We start from the raw sequence: 25,209 nt of genomic DNA, 5'->3' as shown, positions 1-25,209 counted from the left end.
CATGCAGAGTTTCAGAACAGAAATAGAAAACCCCGTAGTTGAAAAGGATATTTTGGCCTTAGAGGCTAAAATACGCCAATTCAAGGAAGGTAATTTAGATGAGGAAAAGTTCCGCAGTTTGCGTTTGGCCAGAGGAGTTTACGGTCAGCGTCAGCCTGGTGTGCAGATGATTCGTATTAAATTGCCGTACGGTAAGGTTACATCCAAGCAGTTAAAGCGTATCAGTGATGTTTCTGATGAGTATTCTAGAGGTAGATTGCACATTACTACACGTCAGGATATTCAAATTCATTATGTAGATTTAGACCGTACGCCAGAACTTTGGGCGGAGTTGGAGAAAGATGATGTTACCATTCGTGAAGCTTGTGGTAATACGGTACGTAACGTAACGGCTAGTGAAACGGCAGGTATTGATGTAGATGAGCCATTTGATGTTTCGCCTTACGCACATGCACTTTTTGAGTATTTCCTACGTAACCCTATCAGTCAAGAAATGGGCCGTAAGTTCAAGGTTTCTTTTTCTGCAAGTGATGCGGACACCGGTCTTTCGTACATGCACGATCTTGGTTTTATCGCTAAAATTCAAGATGGAGTAAAAGGTTTTAAAGTAATGTTAGCAGGTGGATTAGGTTCTCAGCCACGTCACGCCGAGCTGCTTTTTGAATTTCTTGCAGCAGATCAAATTATTCCTTTAATGGAAGGTGTGGTTCGTGTTTTTGACCGTTACGGTGAAAGAAAGAGTAGGGCCAAAGCAAGAATGAAGTTTTTGTTGAAAGATTTAGGCCTTGACGGATTTAAAGAATTGTTGGCAGAAGAGCAAAAAGCGATTCCTGTTCAAACATATCCTATTGATGAAGAGGCATATCCTAAAGTGGAAGTAGCTAAAGTTGATGCGCCACAAGTGGAAATTGAAGATACGGAAGCTTTTGAAATCTGGAAGTCAACAAATCTTATTCCTCAGAAACAAGATGGTTATTCTGCAATTGGTATCAAAGTGCTTTTAGGAGATTTTTATACGGATAAAGCAAGATTATTGGCGGATTTGGTAGAACAATATGCTGCTGGCGAATTAAGATTGAGCTTGCGTCAAAATATATTGATTCCTTATGTAGCGAACGATTTGGTTCCTTTTTTCTATAATGAATTAAAGAAATTAGGTTTTGTTGAGGCTGGTTATAACAAAGCTATAGATATTACAGCTTGCCCGGGTACGGATACTTGTAACTTGGGTATTGCCAGTAGTACAGGTATTGCCGAGGAATTAGAAAGAATTATGAAAGTGGAGTATCCGCAGTACATCAGCAACCCTGATGTTGTAATTAAAATTAGCGGATGTATGAATGCCTGTGGTCAGCATAACATGGCCAATATTGGTTTTCAGGGAATGAGTGTTAGAACAAAGGATAAATTGGTAGCGCCGGCACTTCAAGTATTGTTGGGTGGTGGTACCGATGGAAATGGTAACGGAAGATTTGCCGATAAAGTAGTGAAAGTACCTTCTAAAAGAGGTCCTCAAGCATTACGATTGATATTGGACGATTACGACCAAAACGGAAACGGAAAATCATACGCTGATTACTACGAAGAGAAAGGACAAATGTATTTCTATGATTTTCTTACGCCACTTTCTGACGTTGAGAATCTTACTGCAGAAGATTTTATTGACTGGGGTAACACGGAACGTTATGAAAAAGCGATTGGTATTGGTGAGTGTGCCGGTGTGGTAATTGACCTTATTGCAACCCTACTTTTTGAAAGCGAAGAGAAAATACAGACAGCACAAGAGTCTTTTGACGAAAACAAATGGGCAGCAAGTATCTACCATTCGTATTCTTCAATGGTAAACTCTGCAAAAGCAATGTTGACTTCCGAGAAAGCGAAAGTGAACACGCATGCAAGTATCATTAAGGATTTTGATGAAAAATTTGTTGCCTCTGGCAGAATAGATTTAGGTCAAGGTTTTGAAGAACTTGTTTTAAAACTGAATAAGAACGAACCAACGGAAGCTTTTGCAAAAAGCTACTTAGAAGATGCCAAGGTATTTTTAAAAGCAGTTGAGAAGTTCAGAAAACAAGAATTAGCAGAAGCTTAAGCATGAAATATACCAACCAAAATAATAACACTTTATCCAACGTGGGCGGTCACTTTACGGTGATTGGAGCGGGTCCTGGTGATGTTGAGCTCATTACGCTCAAGGCCATCAAGGCGCTTGCTAGTGCAGATGTGGTGTTATACGATGCGTTGGTGTCGGTTGAGTTGTTGGACTATGCACCCAAAGCCAAACAGATTTTTGTAGGCAAGAGAAAAGGATGCTATGCATATCAACAAGACCAGATAAACGAATTGATTGTAGAGAGAGCTAAAACCAATGCACATGTGGTGCGTTTAAAAGGAGGAGATCCATTTGTATTTGGTCGTGGTGCCGAAGAAATGGAATACGCTGCAGCTCACGGGTTGCAAGTAGCCATGGTTCCTGGTATATCATCATGTTTATCCGTACCAGCTTCGCAAAATATACCAGTGACCAAAAGAGGTGCTGCCGAAAGTTTTTGGGTAATTACGGGTACAACTAAAGAACATAAGCTTTCAAGCGATGTGGCTTTGGCTGCAAAAAGTAACGCAACAGTGGTTATTCTTATGGGGATGAGCAAACTGTCGCAAATAGTGGAATTGTTCAAAACAGAAGGTAAATCTGAAACCCCAATTGCTATCGTACAAAACGGGACTAGGAAAGACGAAAGAATTGCAGTAGGTACTATTGCTTCCATAGAAGATGAAGTGGCAAAGCAACAGTTAACCAATCCTGCAATTATTATAATAGGTGAAGTAGTAAAACACAGGGCTAGGATTTTATCCATTGCCCAGAATCAAGAATTACAGTTAAGTAAATAGTTATGATAAAAACAGATATTCTAATCATTGGCGCAGGCCCAACAGGTCTTTTTACGGTATTTGAAGCAGGTTTGTTGAAGTTAAAATGCCATTTGATAGATGCTTTACCACAAACAGGTGGACAATGTTCGGAAATTTATCCGAAGAAACCGATTTATGATATCCCGGCTTTTCCGGAAATTCTTGCAGGTGATTTGGTAACTAATCTAATGGAGCAAATAAAACCATTTGAGGCGGGTTACACTTTAGGTGAGCGTGCGCAAACATTGGATAAGCAAGAAGATGGTTCTTTTATCGTAACAACAAATAAAGGTACAAAACACCATGCGCCAGTAGTAGTTATTGCTGGTGGACTCGGTTCTTTTGAGCCTAGAAAACCACCGATCGAGAACATTACGGATTTTGAAGATAAAGGTGTTGCTTACATCATTAAAGACCCTGAGGTGTACAGAGACAAAAAAGTGGTTATTGCCGGTGGTGGTGATTCTGCTTTGGATTGGGCTATTTTCTTGGCCGATGTCGCTTCAGAGGTATCTCTGGTACACAGAAGAAACGAATTTAGAGGTGCTTTGGATTCTGTTGAAAAAGCGTCGGAACTCGCAAAAGCCGGAAAGATTAAATTATTTACCGAGGCAGAGGTGAAGAAATTATATGGTGATGACCATTTGGAAGCAGTTGTTATAAAACATAACGATGCAGAAAAAGGGGAGAGCTATGTTGAGGTAGATAACTTTATTCCATTGTTCGGTCTTTCTCCAAAATTGGGTCCAATTGGTGATTGGGGTCTAGAGATTGAGAAAAATGCCATTAAGGTAAATAATGCCAAAGACTATCAAACGAACATACCTGGTGTTTTCGCTATTGGAGATGTGAATACCTACGAAGGTAAATTAAAACTGATTTTATCCGGTTTTCACGAAGCTGCGGTAATGTGTCAATTTGCCTACCAACTTATTAATCCTGGTAAGAGATATGTTATGAAGTATACTACTGTAGGTGGGGTAGAAGGTTTTGACGGTAGTAAAAAAGTGGCTAAAAAAGAGGTCGTTAAAAGCATTGTATAGTTAGCTGTTAGTGCATATAATCAATAAAAGCCTTTCGTTATCTCTTTTGACGGAAGGCTTTTATTAAATGTAAAGTTCCAAAAACACTGAGGTTTCTTTGGTTTTAAACCAGATGTGATGTTACTTTGCAAATCGTTCATTAAAATACGTGACTGTTATCAAGAAAGGTGGAGGGAATAGACCCTTTGAAACCTTGGCAACCCTTTTCTTATAAAGAAGGTGCTACATTCTATCCTGGTATTTGTGGGACAGATAACAAAGAGAGGCAAGTTTAATTGTCCTTATTCCTTTGCTTGATAATTGTTCGTAAGCTGATTTTTGAATGCTATTTATTCGATTTTATAAATCGGATGATGTTGTAATTGAATACTCGATTAGAAGGAGAAAAAGGAAATGGAAAATATTCAAGAAATATTAAAAGAACGCATATTGGTGTTGGATGGTGCCATGGGTACAATGTTACAGCGCTATAAATTTACCGAGGAAGATTTTCGCGGTGAGCGTTTTAAAGATTGGAAATCTCCGGTGCAAGGCAATAATGATTTATTGTCCTTAACTCAACCCGAAGCTATTGCGGAAGTACATAGAAAGTACTTTGCTGCAGGTGCGGATATTGTAGAGACAAATACGTTTTCTAGCACAACAATCGCCATGGCGGATTACGACATGGAAGAGTTGGTGTATGATTTGAATTTTGAATCCGCGCGAATCGCTAAAATGGTTGCAGATGAGTTTGCGGCCAAAGAGCCAAATAAACCTCGCTTTGTAGTGGGTAGTTTAGGACCTACCAATAAAACGGCAAGTATGTCTCCAGATGTGAACGACCCAGGGTACAGAGCAGTTTCTTTTGATGAGCTTCGCATTGCGTATAAACAGCAAGTAGAAGCTTTGTTGGATGGAGGAGTAGATATGCTAATGGTAGAAACCATTTTTGATACGTTGAATGCCAAAGCAGCACTTTTTGCTATAGAAGAAGTAAAAGAAGAACGTAATATAGATGTTCCTATCATGGTTAGTGGAACCATAACTGATGCTTCGGGAAGAACTTTGTCAGGGCAAACGGCTGAAGCATTTTTAATTTCAGTTTCGCATATTCCAATCTTTTCGGTTGGTTTTAATTGTGCTTTGGGCGCGGACCAATTGGTGCCTCACTTAGAAGTTTTGTCATCCAAATCAGAACATGCTATTTCTGCTCACCCTAATGCCGGTTTACCAAATGCTTTCGGGGAATACGATGAAACGCCAGAGCAAATGGCGGCACAGATAAAAGAATATGTAGAAAAAGGTTTAGTCAATATCGTTGGCGGTTGCTGTGGTACTACACCGGAACATATTAAGGCAATTGCAGACTTGGTAAAAAAGTATGATCCAAGAGGAATAAACGTGGCATCTTGATTGGAAAGATACAGTGAACAAATAAAGAACAATTATCAATTATCACAAAAGTGATTGAGATACTATGAGTGACAACTCAAATATACTGACAACAAACGACCAGCAACCAGCAACTAGACATTTAAAACTATCCGGTCTAGAGCCATTGGTCATTACCCCCGAAAGTAATTTCGTAAATGTGGGCGAGCGCACCAATGTGGCAGGTTCTAAACGATTTTTACGCCTTATTAAAGAACGCAAGTTCGAAGAGGCGTTAGATGTAGCCAGAGATCAAGTAGAAGGCGGCGCTCAAATCATCGATATTAATATGGACGATGGTTTGATCGATGGTAAAGAAGCAATGGTCAAATTTTTGAACCTGGTTATTGCCGAGCCGGATATTGCTCGTGTGCCTATCATGATCGATAGCTCTAAGTGGGATATTATTGAAGCGGGTCTGCAAGTCGTGCAAGGTAAATGTGTGGTAAATTCCATTAGTTTAAAAGAAGGTAAGGAAGAGTTTGTAAAACATGCCAAACTTATAAAGAGATATGGTGCTGCCGTAATTGTTATGGCTTTTGACGAAGTAGGGCAGGCTGATAATTATGATAGACGAATAGAGATTTCAAAGCGATCTTATGATATTTTGGTAGACGAAGTAGGTTTTGCGCCAGAAGATATCATTTTTGACCTGAACATATTTCCCGTAGCTACGGGTATGGATGAGCATAAATTGAATGCCATCGATTTTATAAGGGCGACCAAATGGGTTCGCGAAAATCTGCCTCATGCCAGTATTAGTGGAGGGGTAAGCAATGTATCGTTCTCGTTCAGGGGGAACAATCCTGTGCGTGAAGCCATGCACTCTGTTTTTTTGTACCATGCGATTAAAGCGGGTATGAACATGGGTATCGTAAACCCTACCATGTTGGAGATTTACGATGATATTCCAAAAGATTTATTAGAGCATGTAGAAGATGTGATTCTTAATCGCAGAGATGATGCTACCGAACGATTACTGGATTTTGCCGAATCTGTTGTAGGTAAAGCGAAGGAAAGTAAAGTTGATCTTTCATGGCGTGAAGAGTCTTTGCAAAATAGAATTACAAGAGCTCTGGTAAAGGGTATAGATCAGTATATAGTTGAAGATGTAGAAGAAGCACGTGTTGCCGCAGATAAGCCCATTGAGGTGATTGAAGGCAATCTTATGGCCGGTATGAACGTAGTAGGCGACCTTTTTGGAAGCGGAAAAATGTTCTTGCCACAAGTGGTGAAATCCGCTCGTGTAATGAAAAAAGCGGTAGCGTATTTACTCCCTTATATTGAAGAGGAGAAATTGAAAAACCCTCAGATTGGTGACGATAAGGGGAATGGAAAAATATTGATGGCTACCGTAAAAGGCGATGTCCATGATATTGGTAAAAATATCGTGAGCGTGGTATTGGCCTGTAACAATTACGAAATCGTAGACCTTGGCGTTATGGTGCCACCCGAGAAAATTATAGCTGCTGCAATTGAACATAATGTAGATGTCATTGGTCTTAGTGGACTAATTACGCCCTCTCTTGATGAGATGGTGCATTTGGCCAAAGAGATGGAACGTAAGAACTTTAAGTTGCCTTTGTTGATTGGTGGTGCAACTACAAGTAAAGCCCATACGGCGGTAAAAATAGACCCGCAGTATAGTGAAGCGGTAGTTCATGTAAATGACGCTTCAAGAGCGGTTACCGTTGTGGGAGATTTGTTGCAGAAAGAAACGTCGGCTAGTTATAAAAAAACTATCAAAGAAGACTATGATGTTTTTAGGGATAAGTTTTTAAGCCGTACCAAAAAGAAGGAATACAAAACAATTGAAGCTGCCCGGGAAAACCGATTTAAGATAGATTGGGATACCTCTCAGATAATAAAACCCAACCAATTAGGTATTCAGGTCATAGAAAATGTGGATTTGGAGAAACTGGTTCCTTTTATAGATTGGACACCATTTTTCAGAAGTTGGGAACTACATGGTAAATACCCGGATATTTTAACGGATGAGGTTGTGGGCGAACAAGCAACGGAGCTTTTTGCCGATGCACAAAAAATGTTGAAAGATATTCTAAAGGATAAAAAGTTAACGGGTAAAGGGGTTTTTGGACTCTTCCCGGCAAATACTTTGGATAATCATGATGATATTGAAGTTAAAGTAGAAGATAGTCAGGTAACTAAACAATATACATTTAGGACTTTACGTCAGCAATTAAAGCGTCGTGAAGGAGTTCCCGATTATGCGTTGTCCGATTTTATTGCTCCAAAAGAATCCGGTAAACAAGATTATGTGGGTTGCTTTTGTGTAACCACAGGTTTTGGTACAGATGAATTAGCAGATGCATACCGTGATAATCTGGATGATTACAATTCCATTTTAGTAAAGGCCTTGAGTGACCGTTTGGCAGAGGCTTTTGCAGAATACTTGCATCTAGAGGTGCGAACTAAGCACTGGGGCTATGCTTCTGATGAGCATTTAGGAAATGATGAATTAATAGATGAAAAATACAAAGGTATTCGCCCTGCCCCGGGTTATCCTGCCTGTCCGGATCACTTGGAAAAACTTACCCTTTGGGATATGCTAAAGGTGGAGGAGCGTATAGGAGTAAAATTAACGGATAGTTTGGCCATGTGGCCCGCCTCATCAGTCTCAGGGTACTACTTCGGTAATGCGGAATCTAGATATTTTGGATTAGGAAAAATAAAAGAGGACCAAGTAGAGGACTTTGCGGAGCGAAAAGGAATAACGCTAGCAAATGCTACAAAGTGGTTGGCGCCAAATATAGCAGACGATTGATATGAAAAACTATATAGAAGTCAGCTTAGGTAGTTTCATGATAGGTCATGGATACGATCAGAAAAATAAGGAAATAGAAGAAAGAGTAGTGGTTGAGGGATTTTGTAAAAAACTGGTTGCGGTGAATCGTATAAAGTCGGTAAGTGAAAAATATATCTTGACGGATTATTTAGATGGACGATGGATTTATTGGGAATATCTGGAGAGTTATGATGAGGTAAAGGAGATGCTTACGGAGGTATAATTATTAGAAAGTGAAAAAATGCGTTAGGGATAGCAGCGGTATCTTTTTAAATTCCGACAGGATTTAAAAAATTTAGCGAATAGCCCGCCCGAACGCCATACTATAGAATAAACACTAAATCACCCAATTAGGGAGCAGTACACATGAAAATAACGGACCATATAAAGAGTGCAAAAGGCGAAACTTTATTCTCGTTTGAAATAATACCACCGGTAAAAGGACACCAAATACAACAGCTTTACGATAATATTGATCCTTTAATGGATTTTAAACCTCCGTTTATTGACGTGACTACCTCTCGTGAAGAGTATGTGTATATTGATCGCGACGGACTTTTGGATAAAAAACTGACGCGTATGCGTCCCGGTACTGTTGGAATATGTGCTTCTATAAAGCATAAATATGATGTAGATACTGTCCCACATGTGCTTTGTGGTGGTTTTACCAGAGAAGAGACCGAGTATCTCTTAGTAGATTGTCACTATTTAGGTATTGATAATATCATGGCATTACGTGGTGATGCGATGAAGGATGAGAAATATTTTCAGCCAACAAAAGGAGGGCACACCTATGCGGTAGATTTGGTAAAACAGGTTCATGAATTGAATTGTGGCAACTATTTGCATGATACCGTAGACAGTGATAATTGTGCGGATTTCTGTATTGGTGTTGCTGGATATCCTGAAAAGCATTTGGAAGCTCCTTCATTAAAATCCGACTTAAAGAGATTGAAAGAAAAAGTAGATGCTGGGGCCGATTACGTGGTGACGCAAATGTTTTTTGACAATCAAAAGTATTTTGAATTTGTAGAAGAGGCTAAGAAAATAGGTATAACTATTCCTATTATACCAGGTATTAAACCTATAGCCGTTAAGAAGCACTTACAGTTGTTACCACAGGTCTTTAGAATAGATTTACCACAAGATTTGATTGATGCCGTAGATGATTGCTCGTCCAATAAAGACGTTCGTAAAGTGGGTGTTGAGTGGGCCATTCAACAATCTAAAGAATTAAAAGCTGCCGGTGTTCCTGTACTTCACTATTACTCAATGGGTAAGTCCGATAATATCAGGGCCATTGCCGAACAGATTTTTTAGCAAAACTAACTTTGTAAGAAAATAAATGCGATCCTTGGGCTTAAAATAACTTATAGTATTATTTTTGCGCACCATGGGCCCAAGGGTGTTTTTATTTTTTATTTTGTGTGTTGGGTGTTGCTGTGCGCAAGAAACCGATAGAACGCATAGTTATACGTTTGAAGCGAACCAATTCTATGGTTCCATACTATTGCATAATCCTGACATCTCGCATTTAATTACAGACCACCCAGCAGGTGTTATTCTTGCATATAACCGAAAGACCTTTGGCCTTGAAGAATGGCAGCAATCGTACAACTACCCAGATTTGGGAGCCTCCTTTATCTATCAAAATACCAATAGTTCGGTTTTGGGTGAAGCGTATGCTGTATATGCGCATTTTAATTTTTACTTTTTAAAGCGAAACCTACAGTTTAGAGTGGCACAGGGTTTGGCATATATGACCAACCCTTATGACCGGGAGACCAACTTTAGAAACAATGCCTATGGAACTAGAATTTTGAGTTCTAATTATCTGATGATAAATTATCACAAAGAAAATGTTTATAAGGGCTTGGGTTTCAAAGCTGGTATTTCTATAATGCATTATTCTAACGCAAATGTAAAAGCACCAAATACGTCAACAAATACATTTGCTTTTAACGCTGGTATAACTTACACTTTAGAAGGTAAGGATACTGAATATATTCATCGTGAGAAAGTGAAGGTTACTGAGCCTATTCGTTATAATTTGGCGTTTAGAACGGGAATAAACGAGAGTGATAATATTGGTCATGGTCAGTATCCGTTTTATATTGTTTCGGGTTATGCCGATAAAAGATTAGGCCGCAAAAGCGCACTACAATTGGGAGCTGACGTGTTCTTTAGTAATTTCTTGAAAGAACTGATAGAATATCAATCCATTGCTTTCCCTGAAAATAATATTGATTCTGATACCGATTTTAAACGTGTGGGCCTTTTTATAGGTCACGAGCTTTTTATCAATAAACTATCCATTGGAACCCAGTTAGGATACTATGTATATTATCCTTTTGATTTTGAAGGAAGAATGTATAATCGTTTTAGTTTGAAGCGTTATTTTGGCGATAAACTATTTGGAGTAGTAAGTCTTAAATCTCATGGCGCAGCGGCGGAAGCGGTTGAGTTTGGCATTGGTGTTCGATTATAAAGAAGTACGAAATATGAGTATAGGATTTAAAAATAGAGAAAGCGGAACAGCGCTATTGGGCGTTGGCGGTTTTGTGCTTGTATCTCGTTTTTTAGTGATGCTATGTTGCGTAAGTATAATGATTTCGTGCAATGGAGAAAATGCATCGGATTGCTTCCAGAATACAGGTGATACGGTTAGAGAAGAAGTTACCGTATCTGATTTTACCAAGATTACCGTTTATGAAAACGTTACCATGATTTTGAAACAGGGCGATGTTCAAAAAGTAGAAATTGAAACCGGTAGTGTGTTAAGAAATGAGGTAACTGCTGAGGTTGTAGATGGACGTTTGCTTTTGCGCGACACCAACGATTGTAATTATTTTAGGGACTATGGCGTAACAAAAATCTATGTGACCGCACCTAATATCTCCGAAATACGGAGCAGTACAGGTTGGCCTATATCTAGTGACGACGTTTTGGCATATCCAAGATTAACACTGTTGTCCGAAAGTTTTGCAGACCCAGAGGCCGAGACTACAGATGGCGAATTTGATTTGGAATTAGATACGCAAACGTTGGTTGCCGTAGTAAATGGTATAGCCTATTTTAAACTAAAGGGTGCTACAGAAAATTTAAGCATTACCATAGCGGCCGGAGATTCTCGTATAGAAGCAGAAAATCTTATTGCTCAAAATGTGAGTCTAAATCACAGAGGATCTAATGATATATTTATTAATCCACAGCAGTCCGTAAAAGGGGTGATTCGTGGTGTGGGGAATGTCTTTAGTTCCAACCAACCAACAGCAATTGATGTGGAGGAATTGTATAAGGGGCGTTTAATATTTAAATAATTACGTCTCTTTTTCTTAAAGTTATATTTTTATATTCGGTGAGGTACTGATGCAATCGGTAACTTTGTAATGACCTATACCAGATATGAATCCTATTCTAAAATATATGGAGAAACTATTCACTAAGAAACGAATTCTTGGTGATGAACCTGCCTTGAACGGATTGGTAGCTGCTGATATGCAACTTACAAGTTTAGTTAAAGAAAAGAAAGTTCCTGGCTTGGCTATTACCGTTTTGAAGGATGGTGAAAAATTCTTTCAAAAGGGATATGGTTTTGCGGATATGGAGGAGAAGGTCTTAGTGAATCCGCAATCCTCGGTTTTTAGAATAGCCAGTATTTCAAAACCCATATCAGCTACGGCATTGGCTCATATGGTAAGTGAAGGGCTAATTGATTTAGATGCTTCTTTTTATACTTACGTGCCTTATTATCCCAAGAAAAAATATGATTTTACTATTCGTCAATTGGCAAGCCACACTGCTGGTATTCGTGGGTATAGGGGTGTAGAATATGGTCTCAATAAAACATATTCCATAAAAGAAAGTATAGAGATTTTTAAAGACGATGAACTGCTTTTTAAACCAGGAACGGATTATCTATACAATAGTTTTGATTGGGTGCTGATTTCACTTGCTATGCAAGAAGTGAGTGGTATTCCTTTTGAGGAATATGTGAAGCAGAAGGTATTAGGCCCATTGGAGATGAGCAATACGTTTTGGCCTGCTTTCGACTGCCCTCAGTCTGGCCCAGCTGATGAGGTGGGGCAAACGCCAATGGTATTTGAAGAGCAGAAGAGAGCATTAACTAGAGCAGCGTCAGTTCGAGCGCAGTCGAGAACAAGCGATGTGGTCAAGTTCTATTCAAAAAACCGATTGGGATTTAGAGAAGCAATACCTGTAGATAATTTTTATAAACTAGCAGGCGGAGGATTTCTATCTACAACGGAAGATATAGCCAAGTTAGGGCAGGCCTATCTACAGGGTAAAGTTATAAGCAGTAAACTTCAAAAGGACTTTCTTACAGCTCAAAAAATCAACGGGGCTTCTACTTATTACGGCTTAGGATGGCAAGTAAGTGAAGATGTAAAAGGAAGACCTTATTACGGACATGTGGGCAATGGTGTGGGTGGCTATTCTAACTTCTTTGTGTATCCTAATGAAAATATGGTGTTTTCGATTTTAACCAATTGTACAGATCCAAAAATTCAGCTAGAATTGGATGTAATTATCGATCAATTTATTTCTTCCGATAACTTGATTCTTTAGTATTTTAAATCAATTTTAATCCAAATACTTAAATAGTTGATGCATAAGATTTTCAGTGCCATGTGGCGTTGCATGATATTGTAAAATGATTTAGCTTTATAAAAAAAAGTTATGAAAAATTTAAAATCAGTTGTACTAACTCTAGGATTTGGTCTTTTTGCTTTGACTATGAGTGCACAGGAAATTACATCGTTCTCGGGAATGTGGGGTCCTGAATTTTATCAAGACAAACAAAAACTAACTTGGAAAGAAATAGATAAAATAATGTCAGAAAGTCAAGTCGCACAGATGAACTGGCAAAAATCCAAGAAGCAAATGATGGGCGGTATGATAGCCGGCGCTGCCAATTTTGGAACAGCAATTTGGTTTCTAGTAAATGAGAATGATGATAAACCGGTCACGGGGCCTGCAATTGCTTTTGCCGGTACGGGGCTAATTGGCTCTTTTTTCTTTCATCATGCCATGAAAAATAAAAAGGAAGCCATATTAAATTATAATGATAGTGTTGGTAAAGAAACCTCGTTCCGTATGGTACCCGCTGTTAATGAAAATGGAGTAGGGTTGGCTTTGAAATTTTAATTAAGAACCTTTTATAAAACATCCGGAATTCAATTTGTTGAGTTTCGGGTGTTTTGTTTTTATCAGGAAGTAAGTTCTGTGAATAAACTTTCCAGATTTTTATTTTTTCGGCTCAGTTGTAACGTTTTTAATTCATTGTCATGTGCAAAGTCAAAAACTACGGGCCGCATATCTTTGGAGGTATTAAATGTAACTTCATAGACAAATCCTCCCGTATTTTTAACATGGGTAACATTGGGTAGTTTATTTAAGAAAGCTTCTTCTACACGGTAATCAAATTCAACTTCAATAATCTGCTCATCGGCATCGCGAAGCTCACTAAGTTTTTTGTCCGCAACCAGAACCCCTTTGTTTATAATGAGCACACGGTCACAGACGGCTTCTACCTCTTTCATAATATGGGTAGAGAGGAGAATAGTCTTTTCTTTCCCTATTTCCTTAATCAATTTTCTTATTTCAAGAAGTTGGTTGGGGTCAAGACCTGTAGTAGGCTCATCTAAAATAAGTACTTCCGGATCATGCAACAGCGCTGCTGCCAATCCTACACGTTGGCGATACCCTTTGGATAATTGACCGATTTTTTTATGGGCTTCCGGTGTTAATCCCGTTTGTTCTATAACTTCAGTTATTCTAGCTTTATTGGTTTTATAGACATCGGCATTAAAAGAAAGATATTCCTTGACATACATATCTAAATACAATGGGTTGTGCTCTGGTAGGTAGCCAATACTTTGTTGAACACTTTTCTTTTCGTCCTGTACATCAAAAGAATTAACCTTTGCCTCACCTTCATCGGCAGTATAATAGGTCGTCAATATTTTCATCATAGTAGATTTACCGGCTCCATTAGGACCAAGAAAACCAACTATTTCTCCCTTTTTCAGCTCAAAACTAACGTTGTTCAAAGCTTTTTGATTTCCGAAATTTTTGGTAATGTTAGTTGCGCTTATTGACATGGTACGATAAATGAAATGTTAGCCTTTAAATAGAGTTGCATTTTAAATTTAAAACTTGTTAAAGGTAAATGGTATTGCCATTTCAAAAATAGGGAATAAAGTATAATTGCGTTTTTCTTATACATAAATGACTAGGTTATGGAATTCAAAATCAGAGCTTGAGTTGACTATCAGTTACATATAAAATTGAAAAAAATGTGCTCTATCGGTTAATTTTTAAATATAATTGTTACTTTAGCCGAAGTTTAAGTGTGTTATGACAAAGCAATTCTTTTTTAGCGGTTTTTATTTTTACTTCTTTTTTAAGAGAGGTATGGGACTGTTGTAAAATATTGCATGATATAAACAAATTAAAGTCCCGTGAAAAACGGGACTTTTTTTGTTCAATACCTATTGGAAATTTAATTGAGAAAAACGTCTGCACGAGTAAGAAAGTATTTATGAAACTAAAAGTAGCCATTCAGGGAATCAAGGGTTCGAACCATCATCAAGTGGCTCGGGAATATTTTGACGATAATGTTGAAATGGTAGAGTGTATGTCTTTTGATTTTTTGGTGGATCAACTTTTGACAAAAAAGGCAGATGTTGGGGTAATGGCTATTGAGAATTCCATTGCGGGTTCTATAATTCCTAATTATGCATTGGTATACCATAAGGATTTACATGTGGTTGGAGAGCATTATTTAAATATTCACCATCACTTGATGGTCTTGAAAGGTCAGAAAATTTCGGATATAGAAGAAGTAAGGTCACATCCTATGGCATTGTTACAGTGTAAGGAATTTTTTGGGGATTATCCGCATATAAAATTGGTGGAAGATGTAGATACGGCGGAGACCGCAAAGCGTATTCAGGACCAGCAATTAAAACATATTGCGGCAATTGCTCCAGAGGTTGCAGCCAGTTTGTATGATTTGGACATCGTAGCAGACAACATACAGACCATTCAAAATAATGCTACCCGTTTTATTATTGTAAAGACAAAAAACAAGGAGCTTCCAAAAGATGAAATCAACAAGGCTTCAGTTCGTTTCGTTACGGACCATAAACGCGGAAGTCTTGCGGCAGTGCTTAATGTTATGAGTGATTGTAGAATGAATTTGACAAAAATACAATCCCTACCCATAATTGAAACTCCTTGGAAATATGCTTTTTTTGTTGATGTAACTTTTACGGATTATAACAATTTTGATAAGGCAAAATCACTGTTGGACATCATGGCCGAGGACTTTAGGGTATTGGGTGAATATAAAAATGCTAGATTATGATACGAACGGCAGATCGTTTACATACAGTTGAAGAATATTACTTCTCAAAGAAGCTTAGAGAGGTGCGTGGTTTAATGGCCGAAGGAAGACCAATTATCAATATGGGTATTGGCAGTCCAGATTTAGCGCCATCAGAAGCTATAATAAAAAGCATTCAAGATGCTGTTCTGGATAGTGGTGCACATCAATACCAGAGTTACCAAGGTTTGCCTGAGTTACGTGAGGCTGTAGCGGATTTCTATAGTTTAAAATTTGGGGTTACCGTAGATGCGGCAACCGAGATTTTACCGTTAATGGGTTCCAAAGAAGGTATCATGCATATAAGCATGGCTTTTTTGAATGAAGGTGATATTGCTTTAATTCCAAACCCAGGGTATCCCACCTATACTTCGGTTACAAAGTTGGTAGGAGCGGAAGCTAAATTTTACAATTTAACTGCTGAAAGCGGATGGTTTCCGGATTTAGAAGAACTACAAGAGCATGATCTATCAAAAGTAAAGATCATGTGGACGAGTTATCCGCATATGCCAACGGGAGCTACGGCAACCAAGGCTCAATTTAAAAAGTTAATAGCTTTTGCCAAAAAGAACGATATTCTTTTAGTGAACGATAACCCCTATAGCTTTGTTCTTAATGATTCACCAGCCAGTATTTTGTCAGTAGACGGAGCAAAAGAGGTGGCTTTGGAATTAAATTCACTTAGTAAGACTTTCAATATGGCCGGTTGGCGTGTAGGTATGGTATTAGGTAGTGCTGATCATATAAATGCTATCCTTAAAGTAAAAAGTAATATGGATTCGGGTATGTTCTATGGAATTCAAAAAGGAGCTATTGAGGCATTGAAAAGTAGTCAGGAATGGTTTGATAAACTGAATGAAGTGTACCGTTCTAGGAGAGCATTAATGTATCAATTAGCAGATAAGTTAAATTGTACTTATGATTCAAAAGCAGTAGGTATGTTTGTTTGGGCAAAGTTGCCTGAAGGAAGCAAATCTGCAGAGGAATTTATTGATGGAGTGTTATATGAAAAGAATCTTTTTATCACCCCAGGAACTATTTTCGGAAGCAATGGCGAAGGTTATATTCGGTTCTCTTTGTGTGTGACCGAAGAAAAGATAAAAGAGGCTATAAGTCGGTTTTAATAAGACGAACAAGAGTTTATAAAATGAATGTTTTTATAATTGGTGTCGGTTTAATAGGAGGTTCTTTCGCAAAGGACATTAAACGCCTGCGTGCGGATAGTACAATTTACGGCGTAGATACAAATGAATCTCACTTAAAGGAAGCTTTGAATTTAGGTGTTATAGACATAGCATCTAGTTATGCGGATTTGGAGCTTGCAGATATGGTTATTGTGAGCATTCCTGTAGATGTAATGGTTACGGAGCTTCCAAAAATATTGGACGCCGTTAATGACGATTGTGTAGTTTTTGACGGAGGGTCAACCAAGAGTTTGATTTGCAAAACATTGGATACCCATCCAAAGCGAAGAAACTATTTAGCGGCACATCCTATTGCGGGTACGGAGCATTCAGGTCCGTCTGCGGCGATTGAAAATTTGTATGCCGGAAAAACGAATATTATCTGTGAGGTTGAAAAGACAGCTTTTAAACTTCAAGAGAGAGCTTTGGAGCTGTTTCAGGAGATAGGAATGCGCATTCGTTACATGAATCCCGATGCGCATGATAAACACATTGCATACGTGTCGCATTTGTCACATATCAGCTCTTTTATGTTGGGAAAGACCGTAATCGATAAAGAGAAAAATGAACGTGATATTTTTGACATGGCGGGTAGTGGTTTTGAAAGCACGGTAAGATTAGCAAAGAGTTCTCCGGCCATGTGGACACCAATTTTTGAGCAGAATAAAGAGAATGTGGTCGAAACACTGACCGAATATATACAGAACCTTCAGGAATTTAAACAACTGTTGGAAAAAGGAGATTACACGGGAATTTTTAACGAAATGAACGACACTAATAAAATAAAGGAAATTTTAAACGGAATACCACTAAACAAGAAGTAATGGAGAATTCAAAAGAAATGAGAACATGGTTGGATGATATGGGTTTAGACCATCCACTAGTAATAGCAGGGCCATGTAGTGCTGAAACCGAAGAACAAGTGTTGCGTATTGCGCACGAGTTAAAAGATACCGATGTAAATTACTACCGTGCAGGTATCTGGAAACCAAGAACGCGACCAGGAAACTTTGAAGGTGTTGGCGCACTTGGGTTAAAGTGGTTGCAAAAAGTAAAAGAAGAAACAGGTTTAAAGACCGCTACCGAGGTAGCGAACCGCGCGCACGTAGAGTTAGCGCTAGAGCATGATGTAGATTTGTTATGGATCGGCGCACGTTCAACGGTTAGTCCGTTTATCATGCAAGAATTAGCAGATGCCTTGGAAGGTACCGATAAAATTGTATTGGTGAAAAACCCTGTAAATCCGGATTTAGCATTATGGTTAGGTGGTATTGAGCGTTTGCATACTGCCGGAATCAGAAAATTAGGAGCTATTCATAGGGGTTTCTCTACGTATGAGAAATCTAAATATAGAAACATTCCTGAATGGCAATTGGCCATTGAATTCCAAAACAAGTTTCCAGATTTGCCATTGATCAGTGATCCTTCGCACATTACTGGTAATCGTGATATGATTTTGGATGTTTCTCAAACAGCACTTGATTTAAACTTTGATGGTTTAATGATCGAAACTCATTTTGATCCAGATAATGCATGGAGTGACGCTGCCCAGCAAGTTACACCTGCAAAATTGGTACAAATTATGCGAGATTTAAAAATCAGAAAAGAATCGGATAGTGAAGCAGAATACAATGCTAAGTTGAGCAACTTAAGAGCTCAGATAGATATTCTAGACAATCAGTTGATCGAGGCTATGGGCAAGCGTATGAAAGTTTCAGATGGTATTGGCGAGTTGAAAAAACAAAAGAACGTTGCCGTTCTTCAGTCTAACCGATGGAACCAAATTCTTGGCGCTATGATTCTTGAAGGAGAGTCGAAAGGATTGAGCGAAGAATTCATTCTAAAAATGTTCAAAGCTATACACCAAGAGTCTATCAATCATCAAGAGAAGATTGTAAACGGATAAATGTAGTTATTTGTACGAATATAAAACACGGCTTGTTTTTTAACAAGCCGTGTTTTTATTTAGTCTTTTCTGAAAACGTATCGTGTAATAAAAATACCTTGGGAGTCGCTATCACCAGCATCTGCCTCAACACCGCTGGTTACAAAGATAAGTTCCCAGCCGTCTTTGAGCATGTCTGTTAATTTTGATGAGATAACCGCATCATTGGCCGCTATGTTTTGAAAACGAATTCCGGCAATATTATAAAAGTTTAGAAGTTTGGTTTCCTCAAAGTTCTTTACTCTGATATTACCTCGTTTTGATTTGTTTCTGCTATTATCATCTTCTGTCTGTTCGGAAGTGAATTCCTCAAAATCTTTATCCTCTTGGCCATCTATAATTCTAGACCTTCCTAGTCCACTGGGTACAATAGATTCTACGCTGGTAATTATTTTTATTTCTTGTGCCATAACTTCAAAGGTTGCGGCTATTAAAAGAGCGGTTATCAATACAATTTTTTTCATCATTTTACTTTTAGTTTTTTATTAAAGACAGCTAAATGCTTCAAAGGGTTGCATTTATAGATTAAAAATAATGAAAGAAACAGAATTTATATTTTTGAAAAGAACCTTTAAGACCGTCTGTTTTAAGGTGATAGTATAAAGTAAAGTTGTTTCTTTGTACTGAAATTGAAAATGAATGAAAGGAACTGTATATAAATCTACTGGAAGTTGGTATACCGTAAAAACGCAAGACGGCGAATTTTACGAATGCCGTATTAAAGGTAAATTTAGAATTCAGGGTATAAAGAGTACGAACCCTATTGCTGTGGGAGACGTAGTAGCTTTTAAAATTGAGCAACTAGGAGATGATACGGTGGGTACTATTCACAGTATTGAAGATCGTAAGAATTACATTATTCGAAAATCGGTGAACCTTTCTAAACAAACGCATATTATTGCGGCAAATCTTGATCAGGTCTTTTTGCTGGTTACTTTAAACAACCCAACAACATATACTATTTTTATAGATCGTTTTCTGGCTACCGCCGAAGCCTATGATATTCCAGCTGTTTTACTTTTTAATAAAGTGGATACCTATACTATTGAGGAATTGGCAGAGATTAAATTTCTAGCTGAAATGTATAGAAAAGTAGGATATACTTGTATTGGTATTTCTGCAAAATCAGGTAAAAACGTAGATAAGGTTAAGGAGATGATGCTTGGTAAAACTAGCATGTTTGCGGGGCATTCAGGTGCTGGAAAATCTACATTGGTAAATACATTGGAGCCTAAGCTAGATTTAAAAACCACTGAAATTTCGGGACAACATTTGCAAGGACAGCATACGACTACGTTTGCAGAAATGTTCGATTTAGATTTTGGAGCCCGTATTATTGACACTCCTGGTATTAAAGGTTTTGGAATTGTTGATATGGAAAAGGAGGAAATAGGAGACTATTTTCCTGAAATTTTTGAGCTCAAGGGAAATTGTAAATTCAATAATTGCTTACATCTAGACGAGCCCAAATGTGCAGTAAAGGAAGCATTGGAAAATGAAGAAGTGGCTTGGAGCCGTTACCGAAGCTATGTACAAATGGTAACGGGAGAAGAAGAAAATTACAGGGTTGATATTCACGATGTTAAAAAATAACGTACGTTGACTAAGAATTAAACTATAGATTAAGGACGATGCGAGCCATTATTCAAAGAGTGTCTAGAGCCAGCGTAACGGTAGACGGTAAAATGATTTCCGAAATAAAAAACGGGCTATTAATTTTATTGGGCATTGAAGACGCAGATGGCCATGAAGATATAGAATGGTTGTCACGCAAAATTGTAAATCTCAGAATTTTTAATGATGCTGATGGTGTTATGAACAATTCGCTAAAGGATACTAATGGTGATGCCATTGTTGTAAGTCAGTTTACACTGCATGCAGCCACCAAGAAAGGAAATCGACCATCGTATATTAGAGCTTCAAAACCAGATATTGCCATTCCACTTTATGAGAAGTTCGTTGAGAAAATTGAACTAGATTTAGGCAAAAAAGTAGGAACGGGTATTTTTGGTGCAGATATGAAAGTTGATTTGTTAAATGATGGGCCAGTAACCATTGCCATAGATACGAAAAACAAGGAATAAGTGTTGTTTGTCGATTTTTTTCTTCACTTTGTAAGAAAAATGTCTGTTTTGTGCTAGATTTCCACAACCAAACACAATCAATGCGACTATCTTTAGTATTCTCTCTACTATTCTTGAACTTTCTTTCTAATGCACAAGAATTAAAATACAACTCCCTTTTTATAAATAAAGTTTTGACGGAAAACGCAAATGCCGTTGTTCGTCTTGATCAATTGGATATTGAAATTCTTTCTCAACAAAAAATGATCGTTAAGAATAAACAGGTTATTACGGTGTTGAATAAACTAGGCAATCGTAATGCTCGAAATGGTCTGGGATATGATAGTTCAAAGAAAATAAAGAGCATGAATATCGTGGTCTACGATGCAGTTGGCAACGAGATTGAAAAAATCAAGAAAAAGGATTTTAAAGACGTAAGTGCCGTAGATGGTTTTTCACTGTATATTGACTATCGCAAACTGTACTATAACTACACTCCTATAAGTTATCCATACACTATAGAATTTAATTATGAATACGAAACATCTGATACCGGGTCTATTCCCTCTTGGTATTTTTTAAGCGGATTTACAGTAAGTGTTGAAAAAAGTCATTATTCTATAGTGTATGCGGATGCAGGTCAAAAACCCGTAATCTATGAAAAAAATCTAGAGAGTTTAGAATTTGATAAAAAGGAAACAAATAATTCTATAACCTACACGGCCCATACTATACCGGCTATGAAAAGGGAAGGTATGAGTCCGTCTTTTCAGAAAATCAGTCCTAAGTTAATGGCTCGGATACCTAATTTTCATTATAAAGGATTTGATGCATCTATTAGTAACTGGAAGGATATGGGGTCTTGGGTGGATAATAACCTTTTATCAGGTAGAGATGAACTTAGTCCGCAAACTGTAGCAAAAGCGAAGGCGTTGGTTTTGGGGGTAGATAATGATCTTGAAAAAGCGAAAATCATTTATAAATACGTTCAGGATAATACAAGATACATTAGCGTCCAAATTGGTATTGGCGGCCTACAGCCCATTTCGGCAATTGAGGTAGATAAAGTAAAGTATGGTGATTGCAAAGGTCTTTCTAACTATACTAAAGCACTTTTAAAAGAAGTGGGGGTTGTATCCTACTACGCTGTGGTAGAAGCCGGAGGAGATAAAGTTGATTTTGAAGATGATTTTGCTGATTTAGCCCAGGGGAATCATATTATTTTAGCCATCCCATATAATGAAACTTACTACTGGGTAGATTGTACATCACAGATTCTTCCGTTTGGATACGTTGGTACATTTACCGACGATAGAAAAGTGATGATAGTAAAACCTGATGGAGGTGAAATTGTAACAACCACCGCTTACATTAATGAAGATAATTATCAATCTATTAAGGCGTCATATGAATTAAAGCCTGATGGCAGTATTTCCGGAGACACACATCTTGTGACAAAAGGAAGCCAGTATAACGCGCATTTTAGGTTAAAGGAAAAAACGGATGAGGACATTATTAAACAGTTTAAAAGCAGATGGAGTTCTATAAATAATCTTACAATAGTCAACTACAGCTTTGATAATAATAAAAATGATGTTGTATTTACTGAGAATATAGATTTAAATGCGACAAACTATGCCTCACTAAGCGGAGACAGAATTCTTTTTACTGCCAATGCATTTAATAACCAGAGTATTGTTCCTGATCGATACCGAAACAGAAAATTGCCATTTGAAATTCAAAGAGGATTTTTAGATGAAGATGAATTTACTATACAACTACCAGAAAATTATACCATAGAAGCTATTCCTAACGCTAAAAAAATCGAAAATGAATTTGGTTTATATACGGTAAGTTTTGAGCATAACCCAGATAATAATTCAATACAGTACAAAAGAAGTTTCTTACTTAAAAAAGGGTACTATCCAAAGGAAAAATATAAAGAATATCGCAATTTTAGAAAAGAAATTGCAAGTGTGGATAACGCACAGATTGTTCTTCTTAAAAAATAACCAAACCACCTTAAAAAAAAACCATACGTATGATACAACTTCGAGCAGCCGTTTTGTTGGTCCTTCTTGCTATTTCATTTTCCGGTAAAGCCCAGGATTTTAAATTTGGAAAGGTTTCTAAAGAAGAACTTCAAGAGACTTATAATCCTAGTGATTCATCTGCGGCAGCTACAGTTCTATATAGGAATAAAAGTATCCGATTCAATTATAATCAGAGTATGGGTTTTTCTGTATCTACCTATGTATTTGAACGAATTAAAATATATGATAAGGAAGGATTTGATTACGCAACTGTTTCTCAATCGTTATATAAAAACAATAACGATGTTGAGTCTATTTCTGGTTTGAAGGCTTACACTTATATTTTGGAAAACGGTAAGGTTGAAAAAAACAAAATGGAAAAATCAGCGGTTTTCACTCTGGAATTGAACAAATATAGAAATCAACAGAAGTTTACACTTCCGAAGATAAAAGAAGGTTGTGTTATAGAGTACGAATACAAAATAACATCTCCCTTTTATTATTCAATAGATGAGATTGCACTCCAATATGATATTCCTATAAAGAAACAAGAAATTAGTATTGCAACGCCAGAATACTTCAGCTTTAAAGCTAATATGAAAGGTTATTTAAATGTAAATCCAAAGTATGGGGTAAAGTCTGGAAAAATAGATTTCACAAATAAATCTAGAAACAATGGTGGATGGGGTGTTACTAGTACAACATATTCAAATCAAAGTATAGAATATAAAGTAAATACCTCAGAATATAATATGACCGATGTGCCTGCTCTAAAAGAAGAGCCGTTCGTGAATGATATGAACAACTATAGGAGTTCCATAAATTATGAACTTCAGTATACTAGGTTTCCCCAGCAGTTGCAAGAGAACTATGCCACTACATGGGAAAGCGTTATTAAGAAAATTTACGAGAGCGAATCATTTGGCGCTCAGCTAAAATCATCTAAATATTTCAAAGACGACCTTGAAACCTTGCAAATTGCAACATCTTCTCCTATAGAATTAATGGGAGCTATCTTCTCACATGTACAGGGGCGCATGAATTGGAATAATATATACGGATATTATGTAGATAAGGGAGTTAAAACTGCGTATAAGGAGCAAACAGGAAATATAGCGGACATCAATCTTATGTTAACAGCGATGCTACAAGAAGCAGGCCTATGCGCTAGTCCTGTATTGGTAAGTACAAGAAGTCATGGGGTGCCATTGTCTCCTACTAGAGAAGGTTTTAACTATGTAATAGCTTCGGTTGAAATAGACGGAAATCTAATATTGTTAGATGCAACCAACAAGTATACTAGGCCTAATTTGTTGCCCACAAGGGCGCTAAACTGGTTTGGGAAGAAGATTCAAAAAGATGGGTCTATAGTTTCGGTTAATCTTTTTCCTAAGAATCTTTCTGAGGAAAGGGTGCAGTTAAGTGTTGACTTAAAAGAAAATGGGAGTATTACCGGAAAAGTAAGACATGCTAATGTAGACTACAATGCTTATTTGTTCAGAAATAAATATACAAACAGTGTAGAAGATGATTACCTAGAGAAATTGGAGAACAAAAACAATGGAATGGAAATATCTGATTACACTATTAAAAATAAAGGCAGTATAGGGAAACCTGTTTTAGAGAGTTATAGTTTTTCGTTAGACAATCAAGCAGACGTTGTGGGTGATAAGATATACTTTTCGCCTTTGTTTCATCTTGCGATGAAAGAAAATCCTTTTAAACTGGAAGAGAGAGAATATCCAATAGATTTTAGCTTTCCTTGGAGAGAAAAATATACCGTGAACATAACGATTCCTGAAGGTTATGAAATAACATCTTTACCAGCAAGTGCAAATATGACAATGGTTGATAAAATAGGAGGGTTTCAATATCAAGTTTTAGATAATGGAACAGCAGTACAACTTAGGGTTGATGTTAAGATAAACCAAGCGGTGATATCTGCAAACTACTACAATGGCTTGAAAGAATTGTTTAAAAATATCGTTGAAAAACAAACAGAAAAAGTAGTTTTATCAAAAATTACTTCTAATGGAACTACAGAAAGCTCAGGAAAGGGTAGATAACTGGATCAAGGAACATGGAGTGCGTTATTTTAACGAACTGACAAACATGGCACAGCTTACGGAAGAGGTTGGTGAGGTGGCTCGTATTATAGCTCGAAGATATGGCGAGCAAAGCGAAAAAGAATCGGATAAGAACAAGGACCTTGGTGAGGAACTTGCAGATGTTCTTTTTGTAACTCTTTGTTTAGCCAATCAGACGGGAGTTGATCTTCAGGAAGCTTTTGATAAGAAACTCGATTTAAAAACAAAACGAGATCATGACCGTCATCACAACAATGAAAAGCTGAAATAGTGCTATATTTGGCAACTTAAATTTTGCCCGGTTAATCCTTGGG

The 25,209-nt window shown here is 37.6% G+C and carries 22 protein-coding genes and 1 riboswitch; of the genes, 20 read left to right on the top strand and 2 right to left on the bottom strand.

Annotated features, from left to right (window positions below; genetic code table 11):
- The first annotated feature begins 1 nt into the window (after position 1).
- The 11 genes from KO521_RS19990 to KO521_RS19940 all read left to right on the top strand — a co-directional run bounded on the left by KO521_RS19990 (position 2) and on the right by KO521_RS19940 (position 13,341).
- Complete coding sequence (locus KO521_RS19990) at positions 2–2,092, top strand: HEPN domain-containing protein (protein WP_215941686.1); 2,091 nt, start codon at positions 2–4, stop codon at positions 2,090–2,092.
- Positions 2,093–2,094: 2 nt separating this feature from the next.
- Positions 2,095–2,892, top strand: coding sequence for a uroporphyrinogen-III C-methyltransferase (gene cobA / locus KO521_RS19985; protein WP_215941685.1), 798 nt, complete (start codon positions 2,095–2,097; stop codon positions 2,890–2,892).
- Positions 2,893–2,894: 2 nt separating this feature from the next.
- Complete coding sequence (locus tag KO521_RS19980; RefSeq protein ID WP_215941684.1) at positions 2,895–3,956, top strand: NAD(P)/FAD-dependent oxidoreductase; 1,062 nt, start codon at positions 2,895–2,897, stop codon at positions 3,954–3,956.
- A 152-nt stretch (positions 3,957–4,108) separates the two neighbouring features.
- Positions 4,109–4,215, top strand: a riboswitch (SAM riboswitch).
- 134 nt (positions 4,216–4,349) lie between these two features.
- The gene (locus KO521_RS19975) at positions 4,350–5,351 is read left to right on the top strand and encodes a homocysteine S-methyltransferase family protein (protein ID WP_215941683.1); all 1,002 of its coding nucleotides are present in this window, start codon (positions 4,350–4,352) and stop codon (positions 5,349–5,351) included.
- 64 nt (positions 5,352–5,415) lie between these two features.
- The gene (gene metH, locus KO521_RS19970; protein WP_215941682.1) at positions 5,416–8,154 is read left to right on the top strand and encodes a methionine synthase; all 2,739 of its coding nucleotides are present in this window, start codon (positions 5,416–5,418) and stop codon (positions 8,152–8,154) included.
- Position 8,155: 1 nt separating this feature from the next.
- Positions 8,156–8,398, top strand: coding sequence for a hypothetical protein (locus tag KO521_RS19965; RefSeq protein WP_215941681.1), 243 nt, complete (start codon positions 8,156–8,158; stop codon positions 8,396–8,398).
- Positions 8,399–8,541: 143 nt separating this feature from the next.
- Entirely contained in the window at positions 8,542–9,495 is a 954-nt protein-coding gene (gene metF / locus KO521_RS19960) for a methylenetetrahydrofolate reductase [NAD(P)H] (protein WP_215941680.1), read from the top strand.
- Between the two features lie 73 nt (positions 9,496–9,568).
- On the top strand, positions 9,569–10,663 hold the full coding sequence (locus tag KO521_RS19955; protein WP_215941679.1) for an acyloxyacyl hydrolase: 1,095 nt from the start codon (positions 9,569–9,571) through the stop codon (positions 10,661–10,663).
- Positions 10,614–11,495 (top strand): head GIN domain-containing protein, encoded by an 882-nt coding sequence (locus KO521_RS19950; protein WP_252730137.1) that lies wholly within the window; start codon positions 10,614–10,616, stop codon positions 11,493–11,495. The genes KO521_RS19955 and KO521_RS19950 overlap by 50 nt, the downstream gene beginning before the upstream one ends.
- Positions 11,496–11,601: 106 nt before the next feature.
- Positions 11,602–12,762: a serine hydrolase domain-containing protein gene (locus KO521_RS19945; protein ID WP_252730136.1), complete on the top strand. Its 1,161-nt coding sequence runs from the start codon at positions 11,602–11,604 to the stop codon at positions 12,760–12,762.
- Between the two features lie 111 nt (positions 12,763–12,873).
- Positions 12,874–13,341: a hypothetical protein gene (locus tag KO521_RS19940; RefSeq protein WP_215941677.1), complete on the top strand. Its 468-nt coding sequence runs from the start codon at positions 12,874–12,876 to the stop codon at positions 13,339–13,341.
- A 62-nt stretch (positions 13,342–13,403) separates the two neighbouring features.
- Here KO521_RS19940 and gldA read toward each other — a convergent pair whose 3' ends face one another.
- Positions 13,404–14,297 carry a gliding motility-associated ABC transporter ATP-binding subunit GldA gene (gene gldA / locus KO521_RS19935; RefSeq protein ID WP_215941676.1) on the bottom strand — a complete coding sequence of 298 codons (894 nt, stop codon included), beginning with the start codon at positions 14,295–14,297 and terminating at the stop codon, positions 13,404–13,406.
- A gap of 440 nt (positions 14,298–14,737) precedes the next feature.
- Here gldA and KO521_RS19930 point away from each other — a divergent pair, with 440 nt between their 5' ends.
- Genes KO521_RS19930 through KO521_RS19915 form a run of 4 tightly spaced genes read left to right on the top strand, consistent with a single transcriptional unit; the run spans position 14,738 to position 18,673 of the window.
- On the top strand, positions 14,738–15,565 hold the full coding sequence (locus KO521_RS19930; RefSeq protein ID WP_215941675.1) for a prephenate dehydratase: 828 nt from the start codon (positions 14,738–14,740) through the stop codon (positions 15,563–15,565).
- Positions 15,562–16,707, top strand: coding sequence for a pyridoxal phosphate-dependent aminotransferase (locus KO521_RS19925; protein ID WP_215941674.1), 1,146 nt, complete (start codon positions 15,562–15,564; stop codon positions 16,705–16,707). The genes KO521_RS19930 and KO521_RS19925 overlap by 4 nt, the downstream gene beginning before the upstream one ends.
- Positions 16,708–16,730: 23 nt before the next feature.
- Positions 16,731–17,591 (top strand): prephenate dehydrogenase, encoded by an 861-nt coding sequence (locus KO521_RS19920; RefSeq protein WP_215941673.1) that lies wholly within the window; start codon positions 16,731–16,733, stop codon positions 17,589–17,591.
- A complete protein-coding gene (locus KO521_RS19915; protein ID WP_215941672.1) occupies positions 17,591–18,673 on the top strand; it encodes a bifunctional 3-deoxy-7-phosphoheptulonate synthase/chorismate mutase type II in 1,083 nt (360 codons plus the stop codon). Before KO521_RS19920 ends, KO521_RS19915 begins: the two co-directional genes overlap by 1 nt.
- A 59-nt stretch (positions 18,674–18,732) precedes the next feature.
- Here KO521_RS19915 and KO521_RS19910 read toward each other — a convergent pair whose 3' ends face one another.
- Positions 18,733–19,176: a hypothetical protein gene (locus KO521_RS19910; protein WP_215941760.1), complete on the bottom strand. Its 444-nt coding sequence runs from the start codon at positions 19,174–19,176 to the stop codon at positions 18,733–18,735.
- A gap of 175 nt (positions 19,177–19,351) precedes the next feature.
- On the opposite strand from KO521_RS19910, the gene rsgA reads away from it, so the two are divergent.
- The 5 genes from rsgA (at position 19,352) to KO521_RS19885 (ending at position 25,166) form a co-directional block, all read left to right on the top strand.
- Positions 19,352–20,305 carry a ribosome small subunit-dependent GTPase A gene (gene rsgA / locus KO521_RS19905; protein ID WP_215941671.1) on the top strand — a complete coding sequence of 318 codons (954 nt, stop codon included), beginning with the start codon at positions 19,352–19,354 and terminating at the stop codon, positions 20,303–20,305.
- A gap of 38 nt (positions 20,306–20,343) precedes the next feature.
- Complete coding sequence (dtd, locus tag KO521_RS19900) at positions 20,344–20,796, top strand: D-aminoacyl-tRNA deacylase (RefSeq protein WP_215941670.1); 453 nt, start codon at positions 20,344–20,346, stop codon at positions 20,794–20,796.
- An 80-nt stretch (positions 20,797–20,876) separates the two neighbouring features.
- Entirely contained in the window at positions 20,877–22,787 is a 1,911-nt protein-coding gene (locus tag KO521_RS19895) for a DUF3857 domain-containing protein (RefSeq protein ID WP_215941669.1), read from the top strand.
- A gap of 29 nt (positions 22,788–22,816) precedes the next feature.
- The gene (locus tag KO521_RS19890; RefSeq protein ID WP_215941668.1) at positions 22,817–24,874 is read left to right on the top strand and encodes a DUF3857 domain-containing protein; all 2,058 of its coding nucleotides are present in this window, start codon (positions 22,817–22,819) and stop codon (positions 24,872–24,874) included.
- A complete protein-coding gene (locus KO521_RS19885; RefSeq protein ID WP_215941667.1) occupies positions 24,840–25,166 on the top strand; it encodes a nucleotide pyrophosphohydrolase in 327 nt (108 codons plus the stop codon). The genes KO521_RS19890 and KO521_RS19885 overlap by 35 nt, the downstream gene beginning before the upstream one ends.
- Positions 25,167–25,209 lie beyond the last annotated feature (43 nt).

It is taken from the genome of Zobellia uliginosa (assembly GCF_018860745.1).
GTDB classification, from domain to species: domain Bacteria; phylum Bacteroidota; class Bacteroidia; order Flavobacteriales; family Flavobacteriaceae; genus Zobellia; species Zobellia uliginosa_B.
The sequence above is the reverse complement of the archived record's forward strand: the minus strand, read 5'-3'. Positions and strand labels throughout refer to the sequence as shown.